Genomic DNA, 16,546 nt, shown 5'->3' on the forward strand with positions numbered 1-16,546 from the left:
GATGCTGCCAGGCGGGTTCCGGCACGGCTATCTAGCACAGAAATAGCCGCTAGCCCAATAACAGCATGCGCCAGAGGCTATCAAAAACATAGCACCGAAAACACCAATTCCTCGAATCGTTATTCGATTATTGAGATAAATTAAGAGCGATATATTCTTTTGAGTTTTAACGCTTGCTCCCCACAATGCTTTGATCAGCAATCAAGGAGCACAGCATGACCACTCTCAGACTCGGCGACACCGCCCCCGATTTCACCCAGGACTCCACCGCCGGCAAGATTTCCTTTCACCAGTGGGCAGGCGATTCCTGGGTGGTGCTGTTTTCGCACCCAGCAGATTTCACACCCGTCTGCACCACCGAACTGGGCAAAACCGCGGCCCTGGGCGGTGAATTTGCCAAACGCAACGTCAAACCCATCGCCATCAGCGTGGATGCGCTGGAATCCCACGGCAAGTGGGTCAACGACATCAACGAGACGCAAAACACCACGGTGAATTTCCCCATCCTGGCCGATGCCGACCGCAAGGTGGCCAACCTGTACGACATGATTCACCCGAACGCCCTGAGCACCGGCCCCACGGCCACCGTGCGCAGCGTGTTCATCATTGACCCGAAAAAGGCCATCCGCACCACGTTTACCTACCCCGCCAGCACGGGCCGCAACTTCGACGAGATCCTGCGCGTCATCGACTCGCTGCAGCTGACCGACGGCTACAAGGTGGCCACGCCGGTGAACTGGAAAGACGGCGACGACGTGATCATCGTGCCCAGCCTGCAAGACCCGGCTGAACTTGCCCAGCGTTTCCCCAAGGGCTTCAAGGCCATCAAGCCGTACCTGCGCGTCACGCCGCAACCCAACAAGTAATCAGACGGGTTCACGCGAAGTGCGTTTCATCATCGTCCCTGGCTGGCGTGACTCGGGCCCCGGCCACTGGCAAAGCCTGTGGGCCGAACGCCTGAGCAATGCGGTGCGCGTGCGCCAGGACGACTGGATCACGCCTTCGCGCAAGGCCTGGGTCGCGTCGCTGGCCAACACCATCGTGCTGCAGGACGAGCCGGTCGTCATCGTGGCGCACAGCCTGGGCTGCATTGCCACGGCGCACTTGCCGCCTGAGGCGGCAGAGCGTATTCACGGCGCCTTGCTGGTGGCGCCGGCAGACCCGGAGCGCCGCGCCGTGCTGAGCGACTTTGCGCCCGTGCCCTACCAGAAGCTGCCTTACCGCAGCGTGCTGGTGGCCAGCAGCAACGACCCGTATTGCCCGGTGCGCCTGGCCGGTGCCTATGCCCGCGCCTGGGGCAGCGAATTTGTGCGCATGCAGGACGCCGGCCACATCAATGTGGAGTCGGGCCACGGCGAATGGCCGCTGGGCATTGCGCTGTTGCAGTCGCTGGCAGGTGATGCATCGCTGACGGCGCCCCGTCTTGACTTTTCTTCTTCGGCAAATTCTTCGTCTTCTTCTTTTGGATCCCTGGAAACGGCATGACTTCTTCAAAAATAAAAATCGCGCTTGCAACGCTGGCACTGGCCGCGGGCGCTTCGTTCTCCGGCACGGCTTCGGCACAAACGCTTCTCAATGGCTCGTATGACGTGGCGCGCGAGTTTTACAAGGAATACAACGCCGCTTTCATTGCCCACTACAAAAAGACCGCAGGCAAAGACATCAAGATTGACCAGTCGCACGGCGGCTCCAGCGCCATCGCACGCTCGGTAGCCGACGGCCTGGATGCTGATGTGGTGACCATGAACACCTCGACCGACGTCGACTTCCTGGCCGGCGCCGGCGTGGTCGCCAAAGACTGGACGAAGAAGTTTCCGGACAATGCATCGCCCACCACGTCGACCATGCTGTTCCTGGTGCGCAATGGCAACCCCAAGGGCATCAAGGACTGGGACGACCTCGTCAAGCCCGGCATCCAGGTGATTCTGGTGAACCCGAAAACCGGCGGCAATGGCCGCTACGCCTATCTGGCCGCTTGGGGTTACGCGAAGAAGAAGGGCGCCACCGATGCGCAGGCCGCCGAGTTCGTCGGCAAGCTCTACAAAAACGTGCCGGTGCTGGGCAAGGGCGGGCGCGACGCGACCACCGTGTTCCTGCAACGCAATATTGGCGACGTGCTGATTACGTTTGAGTCCGAAGTGTTGTCGGTGAACAAGGAGTTTGGCGAAGGCAAGGTGGACGCGGTCTACCCGTCCATCAGCATCGTGGCGGAAAACCCGGTGGCGGTGGTAGAGCGCACCGTGGCCAAGAAGGGCACGGCCGATCTGGCCAAGGCCTACCTGAACTACCTCTATTCAGACGAAGGCCAGGAAATCGCCGCACGCCATGCATTGCGTCCGCGCTCACAGGCCATCCTGAAAAAATACGCCAGCACCTTCAAGCCGCTGCAGCTCTTCACGGTGCAAGACGTCTTTGGCAGCCTCGGTGAAGCACAAAAAGTGCACTTCAACGACGGCGGCCAGTTCGACAAGCTGTACACCGTCAAGTAGACCGCACCACCATGACTGCCTTGTCTTCTGTGGCACCGCCTTCCGCGGTGGTGCCGGGTGTTCCTGCGGGTAGCAAACGCGCCGCAAAGCGCGTGCTGCCCGGTTTCCGCCTCACGCTGGGCTACACCGTGCTGTACCTGAGCCTGATCGTGCTGATCCCGATCTCCGCGCTGTTTTTCAAAACGTTCACGCTGAGCTGGGACCAGTTCGTCACCGCGGTGACATCGCCACGCGTGCTGGCGTCTTACCGACTCACGTTTGGGGCATCGCTGATCGCTGCGCTCGTGAACCTGGTGTTTGGCCTGCTGCTGGCCTGGGTGCTGGTGCGCTACAAATTCCCGGGCAAAAAAATCGTCGATGCGCTGGTGGACCTGCCGTTTGCCTTGCCGACCGCTGTGGCCGGTATTTCGCTCACGGCTTTACTGGCCGGCAACGGCTGGATCGGTCAGTACCTCGAACCCATGGGCATCAAGTTGGCATTTACGCCGGCTGGGGTGGTGATCGCTTTGATTTTCATCGGCCTGCCGTTTGTGGTGCGCACGGTGCAGCCGGTGCTGGAAGACGCCGAGAAAGAACTCGAAGAAGCCGCCACCTCGCTGGGCGCCACGCGCCTGCAGATTTTCACCAAGGTCATCCTGCCGCACATCACGCCTGCCTTGCTGACTGGCTTTGCCATGGCGTTCGCAAGGGCGATCGGCGAATACGGCTCGGTCATCTTCATCGCGGGCAACATGCCCATGATTTCTGAAATCACGCCGCTCATCATCATTGGCAAGCTGGAGCAATACGACTACGCCGGCGCAACTGCCGTGGCGGTGGTCATGCTGCTGGTGTCGTTTGTGCTGCTGCTGGTCATTAACGGCCTGCAGGCCTGGCAGCGCCGAAACGCGGGAGCCCCAGCATGAAACAGGCCCCCACGCTTGTCGCTTCGCGTACTGCGCTGCCCCCCGAGGGGGCTGAGCTTGCTCGGGGCGGCCCTTCGCTGCGCTCGACTGCTTCCTCCTCCATTAAACGCCGTGTCACCGCCGGCACCACCGAAGCACGCTGGGTGCGCTACACCTTGATCACGGTGGCGTTGCTGTTTGTGTTCCTGTTTTTGATCCTGCCGCTGGCCGCCGTGTTCACCGAAGGCCTGCGCAAGGGCTTTGGCGCCTACATTGCCGCGCTGCAGGAGCCCGACGCCTGGTCGGCCATCAAGCTCACCTTGATTGCCGCGGCGATTGCCGTGCCGCTGAACCTGGTGTTTGGCGTGGCCGCGGCCTGGGCGATTGCCAAGTACGAATTCCGCGGCAAATCGGTATTGACGACGCTGGTTGACTTGCCGTTTTCCGTGTCGCCCGTGGTGGCTGGCCTGATCTACGTGCTGATCTTCGGTGCGCAGGGCTGGTTCGGGCCGTGGCTGCTGGCGCATGACATCAAGATCATCTTTGCCGTGCCCGGCATTGTGCTGGCCACCGTGTTCGTGACGTTTCCGTTCATCGCGCGTGAGCTGATTCCGCTGATGCAGGCGCAGGGCAACGACGAAGAGCAGGCCGCCATCGTGCTGGGCGCTACCGGCTGGCAGACTTTCTGGCATGTGACCCTGCCCAACATCAAATGGGGCCTGGTGTATGGCGTGATTTTGTGCAACGCACGGGCCATGGGAGAGTTTGGCGCGGTGTCGGTGGTGTCGGGCCACATCCGCGGGCAGACCAACACGTTGCCGCTGCATGTGGAAATTCTGTACAACGAATACCAGTCGGTGGCTGCATTCGCCGTGGCATCGCTGCTGGCCATCCTCGCGCTGGTCACGCTGGTCATCAAGTCGGTGGCCGAATGGCGCCACGAAGCAGAAATGAAAGCCGCGGCCGATTTGCCGCCTGAGCGCCCGCAGAGTCCCGTTGACGGGGCCGCCGTGGCAGCCGCTCGCTAAAGGAAAACATCATGAGCATCGAAATCCGCAACGTCAGCAAACATTTTGGCGACTTCCAGGCACTGGGCGACGTCAGCCTGGACATTCAATCCGGCGAACTGGTCGCCTTGCTTGGCCCCTCGGGCTGCGGCAAGACCACGCTGCTGCGCATCATTGCCGGGCTGGAAACCGCTGACCGCGGCAGCATCCTCTTCAGCGGCGAAGACACCACCGAGGTGCATGTGCGTGAGCGCCAGGTCGGCTTCGTGTTCCAGCATTACGCCTTGTTCCGCCACATGACCGTCTTTGAAAACGTGGCCTTCGGCCTGCGCGTCAAACCGCGCGGCCAGCGGCCCAGCGATGCGCAGATCAAGGAAAAAGTGCATTCGCTGCTCAACCTCGTGCAGCTTGACTGGCTGGCCGAGCGCTTTCCGTCGCAGCTTTCAGGCGGGCAGCGCCAGCGCATTGCCCTGGCCCGCGCGCTGGCGGTAGAGCCCAAAGTGCTGCTGCTCGACGAGCCCTTCGGCGCACTCGACGCCAAGGTGCGCAAAGAGCTGCGCCGCTGGCTGCGCCGCCTGCACGACGACCTGCATGTCACCAGCATTTTTGTGACGCATGACCAGGAAGAAGCGCTGGAAGTCGCCGACCGTGTGGTGCTGATGAACCAGGGCAAGGTCGAGCAGATCGGATCCCCGCAAGAGGTGTGGGACCACCCGGCCAGCCCGTTTGTGTACGGCTTTCTCGGTGACGTGAACCTGTTCCACGGCCGCGCGCACGAAGGCGAAGTGCAGCTTGAAGGCCTGCGGCTCAACTCACCCGAACACGCCGGCGCGCAGGACGCCAAGGCCTTTGCCTATGTGCGCCCGCACGACCTGGACGTGCAGCGTTATGCACCGGGCGCCGAAGGCATCGTCGCCCACCTGGAACGCGCCATCGTGATCGGCCCGATCGCGCGGCTGGAACTGATTCCCGCCGAAGGCTACGAACAAAAGGGCAACGTCTCGGGCGACTCGATCATCGAAGCCCAGATGACCTCGCAGCAGTTTGCCGAGATGGGCTTGCGCGAAGGCGACATGCTGGTGGTGACGCCGCGCAAGGCGAGGGTATTTGTGGAGAGTTAAAGTTGGAGTCAGGCCGCGCGCGACGAAGGGGATGGTACGTGTTAGGCATGCGCGGCATGCATGGCGAAGACCTTAGGAGGTTGTGTCCCAGTAGAAATGAATGAATTCATCCTCGTACTCGGCGAACAGAGAAACGATCAAGTCGGTTTTCATCGAATACAAGACCAGTGCGCCAACGAAGCCCTGTTGGGAATGCAGGGGCAGCGGCTGTGCAACCAGCAACTCCCCGGACTGTGCTGCGACCAACGTATTGAACTCGGCTTCAGAAATAACCTCAAATGCAGCACTCGCGACATAGGAAGACATGAACTGCTCGCGACCATTCCACCCTTGCGCCCACTCGGCTGAAAGCCAAAATCTCAGTCCGTTGTCCCCTTGCAGTTTCGGCGCGCGCGTGATCCTTATGGTTTCTTCAGAATCAGGCACGCGAAAGGCGTACTGTGGATAGACGGTGTAGTGAAGGCCAGGATAACAACCTACGAACCGCCAGTCGGTTAGCTGTGGTTGTTTGAGAAACTTCAGATCGATTCGACCAAACATCGGTAACCTAACTTTGATATATCCCGCAATACCGCAGAATACCGCGGCCGCTTGCAAATTGCACTGCACGCCAAATTTGAAAAACTGTTTATTGACATGCCGTCGTGACACCGCGCAAGGCGAGGGTGTTTGTGGAAGGGTAGTTGCGGGTGTGTGCAGGCAGCCGGTAATGCAGATCGAATCTTGCCCGACGTCAACCAATATGTTGCTTCAAACCTTCGACGAATGCATCGAAGGTTACACGGCAACGCGGGCTGTGACGCAGGTCTTCGTGCATGGTCAGCCAGGTTTCGAGTTTGAAGGACCACTCGCCAGGCAGAATCCGCACCAGGGCGGGGTCACGCGCCGCCAGCGCTGACTGGCACACGCCAATGCCGGCGCCGGCACGTATCAGTGCCAGTTGCGCGAGGTCGCTGTCGGTACGCGTGGAAAACGCCGCCCGCTTCCATGCGGGCAAGGCTTTGCGCGCCGAACGCAGGAAGGGTGTCTCTTCGTCAAACCCGATCAGCGCATGCTGCGCCAGGTCCGTTGACGACTGCGGCGTGCCGCGCGCATCCAGGTAATCGCGGCGTGCGTAGAGACCCAGTTCCACTTCGCCCACGCTGCGAGCGATCAACAGGTCCTGCTTGGGCTGTGTCATGCGCACGGCAATGTCGGCTTCGCGTTGCAGCAGGTCCTGCACGCGGTTGGTCAGCACCAGTTCGATGGTCAGGCCCGGGTGCGTGCGTTGCAGTTGCGCGACGATGGGCGGCAGCACTTCAACACCGATGACTTCGCTCACCGTGACCCGCACCGTGCCGCGCACACCGTCACCCTGGCTTTCGGCGGCGCGGCGCAGGGCGGCTGCGGCGCTGGCCATTTCTTCGGCGAAGGGCCGCAGTCCCAGCGCGGCTTCGGTCGGCGCAAAACCGGTTTGTGAGCGCGTGAACAACGCCAGGCCGAGCGACTTTTCGAGGGAGGCGACATGGCGTCCGACCGTAGGCTGTGCCACCCCCAAAGACCGTGCCGCACCTGAGAGCGAACCCTCGTGCAGCACCCCTAAAAACGAACGGTAAAGCTCCCAGCCAGCATCTTCTTCCATACAAAAATGTATAGCCGTTACCCTGCTTTAGTCAATTCCATTTTGATGTCCCGGGGCCCAGAATTTCCCCATGACAACTTTTTTGGGAAATTGACATGAGCAGCAAACAAGACAAATCAAACACAGCACTGGTGCTGGGCGCAACCGGTGGCATCGGCGGGGAAGTCGCGCGGCAACTGGAGGCGGCAGGCTGGCAGGTTCGCGCGCTTAGGCGTGGCGAGCCGCGGCCGGGCGAGCAACGTGGCGGCATCACCTGGCTGCGTGGCGATGCGATGAATCCCGGCGACGTCATGGCTGCAGCACAAGGCTGCGGCGTGATAGTTCACGCAGTCAATCCGCCCGGCTATCGTCGCTGGGGCGAGCTGGTGCTGCCTATGCTGGACAACACGATTGCGGCCGCCCGGGCGCAGGGCGCGACCATCGTGCTGCCGGGCACGGTCTACAACTACGGGCCAGACGCATTTCCCAGCCTCCGGGAGGATTCACCGCAACACCCGCAAACTGCCAAAGGTGCGATTCGCGTGCAGCTCGAGCAGCGGCTCAAGGATGCGACCAGCGACAGCGGCCAGGGCGGCTGCCGGGTGATCATCGTGCGCGCGGGGGATTTTTTCGGGTCGGGTGCCGGGAACAGCTGGTTCTCGCAAGGCCTGGTTCGGCCGGGTGTTCCGGTACGCAGTGTGAAGCTCCCAGGCAAGCCTGGCGTCGGTCACCAATGGGCCTATTTGCCGGATGTGGCGCGTACCATGGTCGCCTTGCTGGCACGGCGCGACGTTCTGCCTGCATTTGCAACCTTCCATATGAACGGCCAGTGGGACGCCGACGGCCGCCAGCTGGCTGAAGCGATCTGCCGTGTCGTCGCACGCCGCGGTGGCCCTCAGCCGTCTATCAAATCCTTTCCCTGGTGGGCGGTGACGCTGGCCGCGCCCTTTGTTGAGACCCTGCGCGAGCTGCGCCAGATGCGCTACCTCTGGAACACGCCGGTACGCATGGACAACGCCGCCCTGGTGGCGATGCTCGGCGCGGAGCCGCACACGCCGCTGGACATTGCCGTGGAGGAAACACTGCAAGGGCTGGGCTGCCTTGTTGCGCATGGCGGGGATTTCAACCATGGAAGTGTCCGCCGCAGCTGAAGCAAGTCAAGCTCGGCCTTTTGATGTCGTCAAGCGCTTTCGTTGGGCGAGGCCGACTTGGGGGAGGGCGGCTACTGGCTCGTGCCAAACCTCAGCGCCGACCTGGCACGCGCCCGTTCTGCTTCCACCTCACGGTTGCGCGGCTCGGCGTTGGTCACCAGTGTGCGGATGAGAACCCGTGCCGAGGCCGCCACCTCTTCCACGGCACGATCGAACGCGGCCTCGTTCGCCTTGGACGGCACGTTGAACCCGCTGAGCTTTCTCACAAACTGCAACGAGGCGTCACGGATTTCCAGTTCCGTGGCCGGCGGCTCGAAGTTGAATAAAGTCTTGATGTTGCGGCACATGGCGGCTCCTTGAAGCAAAAGACTTGGAAATCATTCCACGGCGCATTTTGCCGCCAGCCGCAACCCTTCGCCCAGCCTGGTTGTATCTATTCAGCGGGCCTGATCACCACTGATTCAGCCGACGCCACAAAAGGCCCGTGGTACACCGCTTCGATGTTGTTGCCGTCCGGATCCAGCACAAAGGCGGCGTAGTAGCCGGGGTGGTATTTGCGTTCACCCGGCGCGCCGTTGTCGGTGCCGCCTGCGGCCAGGGCGGCTTCGTAGAAGGCTTTGACTTCTGCGTGGTCTTTGGCCCGGAAAGCCAGATGAACGTGCGAGGTAGGTCCGTCGGCTTGGTCTATCCACAACTCGTCGCCGGAAAAATGATCGTCGGCTTCCTGGATGGCACTTTCCTTGTTCAGTGACTTCAGCACGGCGCGGTAAAAGCGCTTGCTGGCCGCGAGGTCATGGGCGCGCAGGTGAATATGGTCGATGAGTCGTCCGCGGTGTATTTCCATCATGGGGTCCTTTCTGGGATCTTCAAAAAAACTGACGTCCTGAAAATCTACGCCCGCCGGGGTGGCCCATCTGTAGGACAAACGCTGGCAAATTAGGGCGAGAGGGGACCAGGGGGCGGGAGCGACAGGGATGGGTAAGGCGGCGAAGAATCTGCCCTGCATGTATCGCCGAAGGGAACTTATCCGGCACCAAACGCCCGAACCCCTGGACAATTCATAATTCATCCAGAAAAAAGAGGGCTCCCTGATGTTTTTGACGTATTTCGACGCCATGCCGCGCCGCGTGCTGGCGCTGATCGCCGTGGCCTGCGTGGCCATGCTGGCCTTTGGCCTGTACCTGCAGCATGTGGTGGGCCTGGAGCCTTGCCCGATGTGCATCGTGCAGCGGTATGCGCTGGTGCTGGTGGCGGTGGTGGCGGGCGTGACGGCCATCGCCAAAAGCCGGGGCCTGCTGATCGCCGGTTCAGGCCTGATGGTGCTGCTCTCGGGTTTTGGTGCTTTTGTGGCGGCGCGCCAAAGTTTCCTGCAGTGGTATCCGCCTGAAATTGCCTCTTGCGGCCGCGACTTTTACGGAATGATTGAAACCTTTCCGCTCAAACGCGCCATTCCCATGATCTTCAAGGGCAGCGGCGACTGCACCAAGATCGACTGGACCTTTCTGGGCGGCTCGATTGCCAACTGGTCTTTCCTGTGTTTTGTGGCTATTGCGGTCGTGGGCTTGCTGCTGATCGCACGCCAGGCGCGCAAGCGCTGAATCGACCACATCGCCAGTTTGGCGGCGCATTGCCCCCGGCCAGCTCATCCTGCGAGCTTGAGGGCCGCAGCGACGCACCCATAGCCGAAGCATGTAATTTTTCACCTGAAAAAGGGGATGGCGCCAGCCGCGCGCCATGACTAGACTGAATATCCAGTCGTCGGTTTTACCGGAAGGTCAGCTCATCAACATTGCCGCGCTGCGGCACAAGGATGGTCCCCATGGCAGCAGGAAGGGTGTTATCGCGCTTTGGCTTCCCGGTCCTGGCGAGTGCCGGCGCCGCTGCCAGTGCCTATTTCCTGGGAAACCAGCCGGTGGTGCCGGTCAAGTTCTCCACGTGGAGAAACACGACGAATCCACAACAGCCGGAACACATGACCGTCAAATACGGACGGGGTTCGTGGGGTCATTACGAAGATTTCCGGATGGGCAGTGGCCCACCCCGTACAGATTTGCCAAAGTTTGGCGCCGTGAACCAGCTGACCGGCATAGACGAGTCCAAGCCTTACTCGAACCTGGCCTATGGCAGCCATACACCGACCGAGCACAGGGACCGCTTCCTGGCGCGTCCGGCCCCAGAAAGCGATCGCAAGAAGGGACGGGAATACCGCTATGACTCCAAGGAGGCGATGCGCGCAAAGGTGTCGGTGTTCGAGCTCTGGAAGCTCAAGCAGATGACGAGCGAACGTCAGCAGCACGGCGTGTTTCACCTGTTCGGTGAGGCACCCGACCCCTACACGACGCGGTGCATGACGCACATTGAAACGCTGGCGAGTGTTCGTGGCCAAAAGTTGTCTCCCCAAAACCCTTCAAAGGTGGCGCACGAGTTTCATGAGCTCAACCCCTCCACCACCGAGAAGCCCAAGCTGAAAACCTATTCGGTGGAGGGCGTTCAGCGCCCTGGCAATGTGCCGGTCGGCACCCCGGTCAAGAACCACCCCGGCACGCTGGACAAGGCGTATTGGGAGGCGGCCGACAAGGGCGCCCACAACGTGGGCCGGCCACTCCCGCCCAAACTCTAGACGCGCGAGAACAGCGGTACCGCCGGCAAGCGCGCTGCATCCTGATTTGCAGGGAGGTGCCGGTTTTCCCGGTGGCTCCGGGGTGAATAATTCTCGACTGGGGTACCCGGGTTTCATGCAGGTTGGCAGGGCGTCGAATCGATCATATACTGTACATAAATACAGTACATCCAGCTTGATCCGGACCACCTTCCATGCCCACCCTTACCGCAATGCCCAGCGCTTTGCCGGACTTTGCCGACGCCCTGAATGCCCAGGTTTGGCGGGCCGGCGAACTGGGCAGCGCGAGTGTGCAGACGGTGGCCACAGGTTATGCGGCGCTCGACCTGGCCTTGCCAGGAGGAGGCTGGCCGCAGGGCGCACTGGTTGAACTGCTGCTGCCGCAGGCGGGCCAGCAGGAATGGGGTTTGCTGGCGCCCGGTCTGGCCCGGGCCCTCAACCAGCCCGCCGCACCGGATGAGCCTGGCGCGCAACTGACGGCGCTGGTCGGTGCGCCTTATCTGCCATTTGGCCCGGCGCTGGGCGCGCGCCAGATCGACATGCGGCGGCTCATCAGCATTCACGGCAAGCCCGGTGACGCGCCTTCGCTGCTCTGGGCCACGCGAGAGGCGCTGCAGTGCGCTGACGTGACCGCCGTGCTGGCCTGGCTGCCGGATGCGCGCAGTGCCCACCTGCGCCGCCTGCAGATTGCCGCGCATGCGCACCACAAGCTGCTGTTTGTGTTCCGGCCGCTGCGGGCCCAACACGAATCGTCACCCGCGCCGCTGCGCCTGCTGCTGGAAGGCGCTGTGCAGGAGGGCGGCAATCTGCTGGTCCACGTGCTCAAGCGCCGCGGCCCGCCACTGGCTGCGCCGGTGCTGCTCGACACCCGGCCCGCCCGGCTGTCAGCGCTGCTGGCAGCCAGTCGCGACAGGGCCCGGCAAAAGCGGGAAGAGCTTGCCCCCATCCTGCTGCCGTCGCTGGTGTCGCTGCCTGTTACTTCACCCCGGAGCCCCATCCATGCGTTGCTGGATCGCATTGCGCATCTCGATCACCACTGACGCGGTGCAGTCATGGACCCAGGACGCCGCCGCCGTGCAACAAGCGGTGGCCAGCCTGGCGCTGGGCTTCACGCCGCGCGTCGCGCTGGTCGACGAAGCGGTGCTGATGGACGTGACGGGCAGCCTGCGCCTGTTTGGCGGGCTGGCGTGGCTGATGCAGCTGCTGGCGCAGAAAATTGAGCTGTTTTTTGAATCAAATCAGGCTGTTGCCCTTATAGAACGTGCGCAAGGTGCTACATCTTTGATAGCGCTCGGGCGGTTAAGACTACGGCTTCGGATGCAGCAAGGCCAGGCCGGCGCGATGAAAAAACGCGTGGCCGACCTGCCCATGCACACGCTGACGGCCGCCCGCCCGCACCTCGCTGTGCTGGAGCGCATTGGCTGCCGCAGCTGGGACGACCTGCTGCTCCTGCCGCGTGACGGCGTGGCGCGGCGTTTTGGCGCCGAGCTGCTGGAGGCGCTGGACCGTGCCCGCGGCACCGTCGCCGACGACTACGCGTGGCAAGTGCTGCCCGAACACTTTGAGGAAAAACTGGAGCTCAACGCACTGGTCACTCATGGGCCCGCGCTGATGGCGGGCGTTGAGCGCCTGCTGGTTCACCTGCACGCCTGGCTGCTGGGGCGGCAGAGCGGGCTCTGCGCCCTGAAAATCATCTGGCACCTGGATAAACGCCGCGATGTGCCTCCGACCGGCGAGCTCGAGATTCGCACCGCCCAGCCTGCACAAGACCTGCGTCACATGGCACGCCTCATCTCAGAGCACCTGGCGCAGCAAAAGCTGCCGGCGCCGGTGCACAGCCTGACGCTGCAGTCGCTGGCCACCGAGCTGCTGGCCGATTCGGCAGCCGCCACCGGCAGCCTGTTGATGGAAACGCGCCGGCAGGGCGACAGCGTGGTGGAGCTGCTCGAGCGGTTGAGCGCCCGCCTGGGCGATGCCAATGTGCAAGCCTGGCAACCTTGCACCGACCACCGGCCCGAGCTGATGCAGCGCTGGGTGAGCGCCCGAAGCGCTATTAAATCGATAGCTGCTTGCGCACAACCAGTGCGCGCCAGGGCTCTAAAAGGCTTAAGAAAAACCACTTCGCATGCTTTTCCGGATGCCCGGGTTGAAGCCTTGTACCCTGCCTGGCTGCTGCCCGAGCCGCTGAAGCTGCAAGCTGCAGGCAACAGCCCGGTGTACCAGGGCAAGCTGACGCGCCTGGCCGGGCCGCAGCGGCTGGAGGCTGCCGAATGGCTGCTGGCCGATCACGAAAACCGCAACGCTGAGCCGGGCCTGTGTGAAAAGCCGTGGGCGTTTCGCGACTACTACATCTACCGCAGCCAGCAGGGCAGCTTGCTGTGGGTTTACAGCGAAAGGCTGGGCTCCGCCGCCCAGGCCGGCAGGCAGCGCACCTGGTATTTGCACGGCTTTTTTGCCTGAGGCCCGCATGCCTGCCTACGCACTTCCCGATTACGCCGAACTGCACGCGCTGAGCAACTTCAGCTTCCAGCGTGGCGCCTCGCACGCGCAGGAACTGGCCGAACGCGCTTCCGAGCTGGGCTACAAGGCGCTGGCCATCACCGACGAATGTTCGGTGGCCGGGGTGGTCAGGGCGCATGAGGTGGCAAAAGAGATGGGCCTCAAGCTGCTGCCGGGCGCGGAATTTTTGGTGCAGGCGCCCGATGCCTTCAGGCTGGTGGTGCTGCCGCACAACGCGGCAGGCTGGGGCAACCTGTGCGAGTTCATCACCGAAGCGCGCAAGGCCGGTGACGTGGTGGAAAAAGGCAGCTACCGCGTCGCGCTGGGCGAAACGGATTTCTCCCGGCTGGGGGATTGCGAAATTTTGCTCGCGCCCCTGCATGAAGCAGGTGCGAGTGCTATCAATACAGAAGCGCTTTGCGCTCATTGCGCCTGGGCTGCAGGACTTTTTGGCATCAATGCCTGGCTGGCGGTGGAGCTGCTGCAGGGCCTGGACGACGCGCTGCGCCTGCAGCAGCTGCAGGAGGTGGCGCAGCGCACCGGCATACGGCTGGTGGCGGCCGGCCATGTGCTGATGCACAAGCGCTCACGCAAGCCGCTGCACGATGTGATGACCGCCATCAAGCTGGGCAAACCGGTGCACGAATGCGGCTTTGCGCTGCAGCCCAATGCCGAGGCACATTTGCGGCCGCGCATGCGCCTGGCCGAGATTTACCCCGCCAGCCTGTTGCGTGCCACGCTGGAAGTGGCGGCGCGGTGCAATTTCAATCTCGATGAGATCCGCAACCTGTACCGCTACCCGCAGGAAGACATGGTGCCGGCGGCCGAAACGCCTTCGCGGTGGCTGCGGCGGCTGACCTGGCAGGGCGCCCATACACGCTATCCGTATCACATTCCCCACAAGATCAGGCGGCAGCTGGGTTTCGAACTGGCGCTGATCGAGGAACTTGAATACGAGATGTTCTTCATCACCGTGCACGACATCGTGCGGTTTGCGAGAGAAAAGGAAATCCTTTGCCAGGGACGTGGCTCGGCGGCCAATTCGGTGGTGTGTTTTTGCCTGGGCGTCACGGCTGTCAACCCGGCGGAAAGCAAGCTGCTGTTTGAGCGTTTTATCAGCCGCGAGCGCAGTGAACCGCCCGACATCGACGTGGACTTCGAACATGAACGGCGTGAAGAAGTCATCCAGTACATCTACGGCAAATACGGCCACGACCGCGCCGCCATTGCCGCCACCGTCATCAGCTACCGGCCGCGCAGCGCGATCCGCGATGTGGGCAAGGCGCTGGCAATGGCGCCTGAACTGATTGACCTGTTCGCCAAAGAGCATTTCTGGTTTGACGGCAGCGAGGTGCTGCAGGAAAAACTTAAGGAAGCCGGGCTGGAGGGCCGAGAAGGGCCGGTGCTGCAATGGTTTGACCTGTCGGCGCAGCTTATTGGCTTTCCGCGTCACCTGAGCCAGCATGTCGGCGGCTTTGTCCTGACCCAGGGCAAGCTCACGCGGCTGGTGCCGGTGCAGCCGGCCTCGATGGAAGACCGCCGCATCATCCAGTGGGACAAAGACGACCTGGAGGCCATGGGCCTGTTGAAAGTGGATGTGCTGGCGCTGGGCATGCTGTCGGCCATACGGCGCTGCCTGGCGCTGGTGAACCAGACGCGGGGCAGCCAGTTGGAGATGCACCAGATCGAGCCGGACGACACACCCACCTACGACATGATCTGCGAAGCCGACACGGTGGGTGTTTTCCAGATTGAAAGCCGGGCCCAGATGTCCATGCTGCCGCGTTTGCAGCCGCGCAATTACTACGACCTGGTGGTGGAAGTCGCTATCGTGCGGCCGGGGCCCATCCAGGGCGGCATGGTGCACCCGTACCTGAAGGCACGCGATAAAAAGCGGCGGGGCGAAGACGTCGTGCCGGAATACCCGGCGCTGAACCCGGCCCTGGAACGCACGCTGGGCATCCCGATCTTCCAGGAGCAGGTGATGCAGATCGCGATGATCGCCGCTGACTTCACACCCGGGGAGGCCGACGACCTGCGCCGCTCCATGGCGGCCTGGAAGCGCAAGGGCGGGGTAGACCGGTTTCATGGCCGCCTCGTCAATGCCATGGTCAAAAACGGCTACAGCGCCGAATTTTCAGAGCGCATCTTCAGTCAGATATTGGGCTTCGGCGACTACGGCTTTCCGGAAAGCCATGCCGCCAGCTTTGCCAAGCTGGTCTACGTGAGCTGCTGGCTCAAGCGCCACGAGCCGGCCTGCTTTCTGGCGGCCATGGTCAATTCGCAGCCCATGGGCTTTTACACGCCGTCCCAGCTGGTGCAGGACGCTGTCCGCCACCAGGTGGAGGTGCGCGCAGTGGACGTCATGCACAGTGAATGGGACTGCACGCTGGAGCCGCAGGGTGTGCTGCCTGCGGATACGCAGCCGGCGGTGCGCCTGGGCCTGCGCCTGGTGGCCGGTTTGCGCAAAGAAGCTGCACTGCGGCTGGTGGAGGCGCGGGCGCAAGCGTCTTTCACTTCGACGGAAGACCTGGTGTCGCGCGCCCAGCTGGGTACGCTCGAAATCAACGCGCTGGCCGCCGCCGATGCCCTGCTGCCGCTGGCCGGACACCGGCGCCAGCAGGTCTGGGAGGCTTCGGCCATCAAACTGGCGCCACGCCTGCTCAAATCGGTGCCCACGCACGAAACGCCGCTGGCCTTGCCCGACACACCCGAGGGCGAAAACATCCTGTTCGACTACCAGGCCACCGGCCTCACGCTGCGGCGCCACCCGGTGGCCTTGCTGCGGGAACGGCTGTCACGCAGGGGCCTGCTGAGCGCCAGCGAGCTTAATGCCTTGCCCGACGGTGAAGAGGTGGCCGGCTGCGGCATCGTCACCGTGCGCCAGCAGCCGCAAACCGCCAAGGGCACCATCTTCGTCACGCTCGAAGACGAAACCGGGCCGGTCAATGTGATCATCTGGAAATCACTGCGCGAGGCGCAACGCGGCGAGGTGCTGCATGCCCGGCTGCTGGCGGTGTACGGTACATGGCAGCGTAGTGAAGAGCAGCGCAGTGAAGAACGCGGCAGCGCCAAAGGTTACGGCGCGGTGCGCAACCTGGTGGCGCACCGGCTCGAAGACCTCACGCCGCTGCTGGGGCGGCTGGGCACATCGAGCCGCGATTTTCATTGAGGT

General features: G+C 62.6%; 16 protein-coding genes. 12 read left to right on the forward strand and 4 right to left on the reverse strand.

The genetic code is table 11. The annotated features are described in order from the left end of the window. Positions 1 to 215 precede the first annotated feature (215 nt). From AC1D13_RS05380 to AC1D13_RS05405, 6 genes are read left to right on the forward strand one after another with little or no spacing between them, the layout of a single operon-like run. Positions 216 to 866 carry a peroxiredoxin gene (locus AC1D13_RS05380; protein ID WP_457282715.1) on the forward strand — a complete coding sequence of 217 codons (651 nt, stop codon included), beginning with the start codon at positions 216 to 218 and terminating at the stop codon, positions 864 to 866. 19 nt (positions 867 to 885) lie between these two features. After that, complete coding sequence (locus AC1D13_RS05385) at positions 886 to 1,485, forward strand: RBBP9/YdeN family alpha/beta hydrolase (protein WP_477667319.1); 600 nt, start codon at positions 886 to 888, stop codon at positions 1,483 to 1,485. Then, positions 1,482 to 2,489 (forward strand): sulfate ABC transporter substrate-binding protein, encoded by a 1,008-nt coding sequence (locus tag AC1D13_RS05390; protein WP_477667320.1) that lies wholly within the window; start codon positions 1,482 to 1,484, stop codon positions 2,487 to 2,489. Before AC1D13_RS05385 ends, AC1D13_RS05390 begins: the two co-directional genes overlap by 4 nt. Before the next feature lie 11 nt (positions 2,490 to 2,500). Beyond that, on the forward strand, positions 2,501 to 3,394 hold the full coding sequence (gene cysT / locus AC1D13_RS05395) for a sulfate ABC transporter permease subunit CysT (RefSeq protein ID WP_457282718.1): 894 nt from the start codon (positions 2,501 to 2,503) through the stop codon (positions 3,392 to 3,394). Then, on the forward strand, positions 3,391 to 4,401 hold the full coding sequence (gene cysW, locus AC1D13_RS05400; RefSeq protein ID WP_477667321.1) for a sulfate ABC transporter permease subunit CysW: 1,011 nt from the start codon (positions 3,391 to 3,393) through the stop codon (positions 4,399 to 4,401). The genes cysT and cysW overlap by 4 nt, the downstream gene beginning before the upstream one ends. An 11-nt stretch (positions 4,402 to 4,412) precedes the next feature. After that, positions 4,413 to 5,501: a sulfate/molybdate ABC transporter ATP-binding protein gene (locus tag AC1D13_RS05405; RefSeq protein ID WP_477689107.1), complete on the forward strand. Its 1,089-nt coding sequence runs from the start codon at positions 4,413 to 4,415 to the stop codon at positions 5,499 to 5,501. Positions 5,502 to 5,573: 72 nt separating this feature from the next. On the opposite strand, the gene AC1D13_RS05410 is transcribed toward AC1D13_RS05405, so the two are convergent. Both AC1D13_RS05410 and AC1D13_RS05415 read right to left on the reverse strand, forming a co-directional pair. Continuing rightward, a complete protein-coding gene (locus AC1D13_RS05410) occupies positions 5,574 to 5,927 on the reverse strand; it encodes a hypothetical protein (protein ID WP_477689108.1) in 354 nt (117 codons plus the stop codon). A 307-nt stretch (positions 5,928 to 6,234) separates the two neighbouring features. Further along, complete coding sequence (locus AC1D13_RS05415) at positions 6,235 to 7,122, reverse strand: LysR family transcriptional regulator (RefSeq protein ID WP_477689109.1); 888 nt, start codon at positions 7,120 to 7,122, stop codon at positions 6,235 to 6,237. A 95-nt stretch (positions 7,123 to 7,217) separates the two neighbouring features. On the opposite strand from AC1D13_RS05415, the gene AC1D13_RS05420 reads away from it, so the two are divergent. Then, entirely contained in the window at positions 7,218 to 8,252 is a 1,035-nt protein-coding gene (locus AC1D13_RS05420) for an SDR family oxidoreductase (RefSeq protein WP_477689110.1), read from the forward strand. 71 nt (positions 8,253 to 8,323) lie between these two features. On the opposite strand, the gene AC1D13_RS05425 is transcribed toward AC1D13_RS05420, so the two are convergent. Together AC1D13_RS05425 and AC1D13_RS05430 are read right to left on the reverse strand one after the other, a co-directional pair. Next, a complete protein-coding gene (locus tag AC1D13_RS05425; protein ID WP_436154801.1) occupies positions 8,324 to 8,599 on the reverse strand; it encodes a DUF2277 domain-containing protein in 276 nt (91 codons plus the stop codon). A gap of 86 nt (positions 8,600 to 8,685) precedes the next feature. Beyond that, entirely contained in the window at positions 8,686 to 9,096 is a 411-nt protein-coding gene (locus AC1D13_RS05430) for a VOC family protein (protein WP_477689111.1), read from the reverse strand. Between the two features lie 247 nt (positions 9,097 to 9,343). Here AC1D13_RS05430 and AC1D13_RS05435 point away from each other — a divergent pair, with 247 nt between their 5' ends. From AC1D13_RS05435 to AC1D13_RS05455, 5 genes are all read left to right on the forward strand, one after another. Then, positions 9,344 to 9,850: a disulfide bond formation protein B gene (locus tag AC1D13_RS05435; protein ID WP_477689112.1), complete on the forward strand. Its 507-nt coding sequence runs from the start codon at positions 9,344 to 9,346 to the stop codon at positions 9,848 to 9,850. A gap of 221 nt (positions 9,851 to 10,071) precedes the next feature. Continuing rightward, a complete protein-coding gene (locus AC1D13_RS05440) occupies positions 10,072 to 10,872 on the forward strand; it encodes a hypothetical protein (protein ID WP_457282727.1) in 801 nt (266 codons plus the stop codon). 194 nt (positions 10,873 to 11,066) lie between these two features. Next, positions 11,067 to 11,912 (forward strand): translesion DNA synthesis-associated protein ImuA, encoded by an 846-nt coding sequence (gene imuA, locus AC1D13_RS05445; RefSeq protein ID WP_457282728.1) that lies wholly within the window; start codon positions 11,067 to 11,069, stop codon positions 11,910 to 11,912. Beyond that, positions 11,872 to 13,332 carry a DNA polymerase Y subunit UmuC family protein gene (locus AC1D13_RS05450; protein ID WP_477689113.1) on the forward strand — a complete coding sequence of 487 codons (1,461 nt, stop codon included), beginning with the start codon at positions 11,872 to 11,874 and terminating at the stop codon, positions 13,330 to 13,332. The genes imuA and AC1D13_RS05450 overlap by 41 nt, the downstream gene beginning before the upstream one ends. A 7-nt stretch (positions 13,333 to 13,339) precedes the next feature. After that, entirely contained in the window at positions 13,340 to 16,543 is a 3,204-nt protein-coding gene (locus AC1D13_RS05455) for an error-prone DNA polymerase (RefSeq protein WP_477689114.1), read from the forward strand. Positions 16,544 to 16,546 lie beyond the last annotated feature (3 nt).

The sequence above is a fragment of the Polaromonas sp. P1_E12 genome (assembly GCF_056405975.1).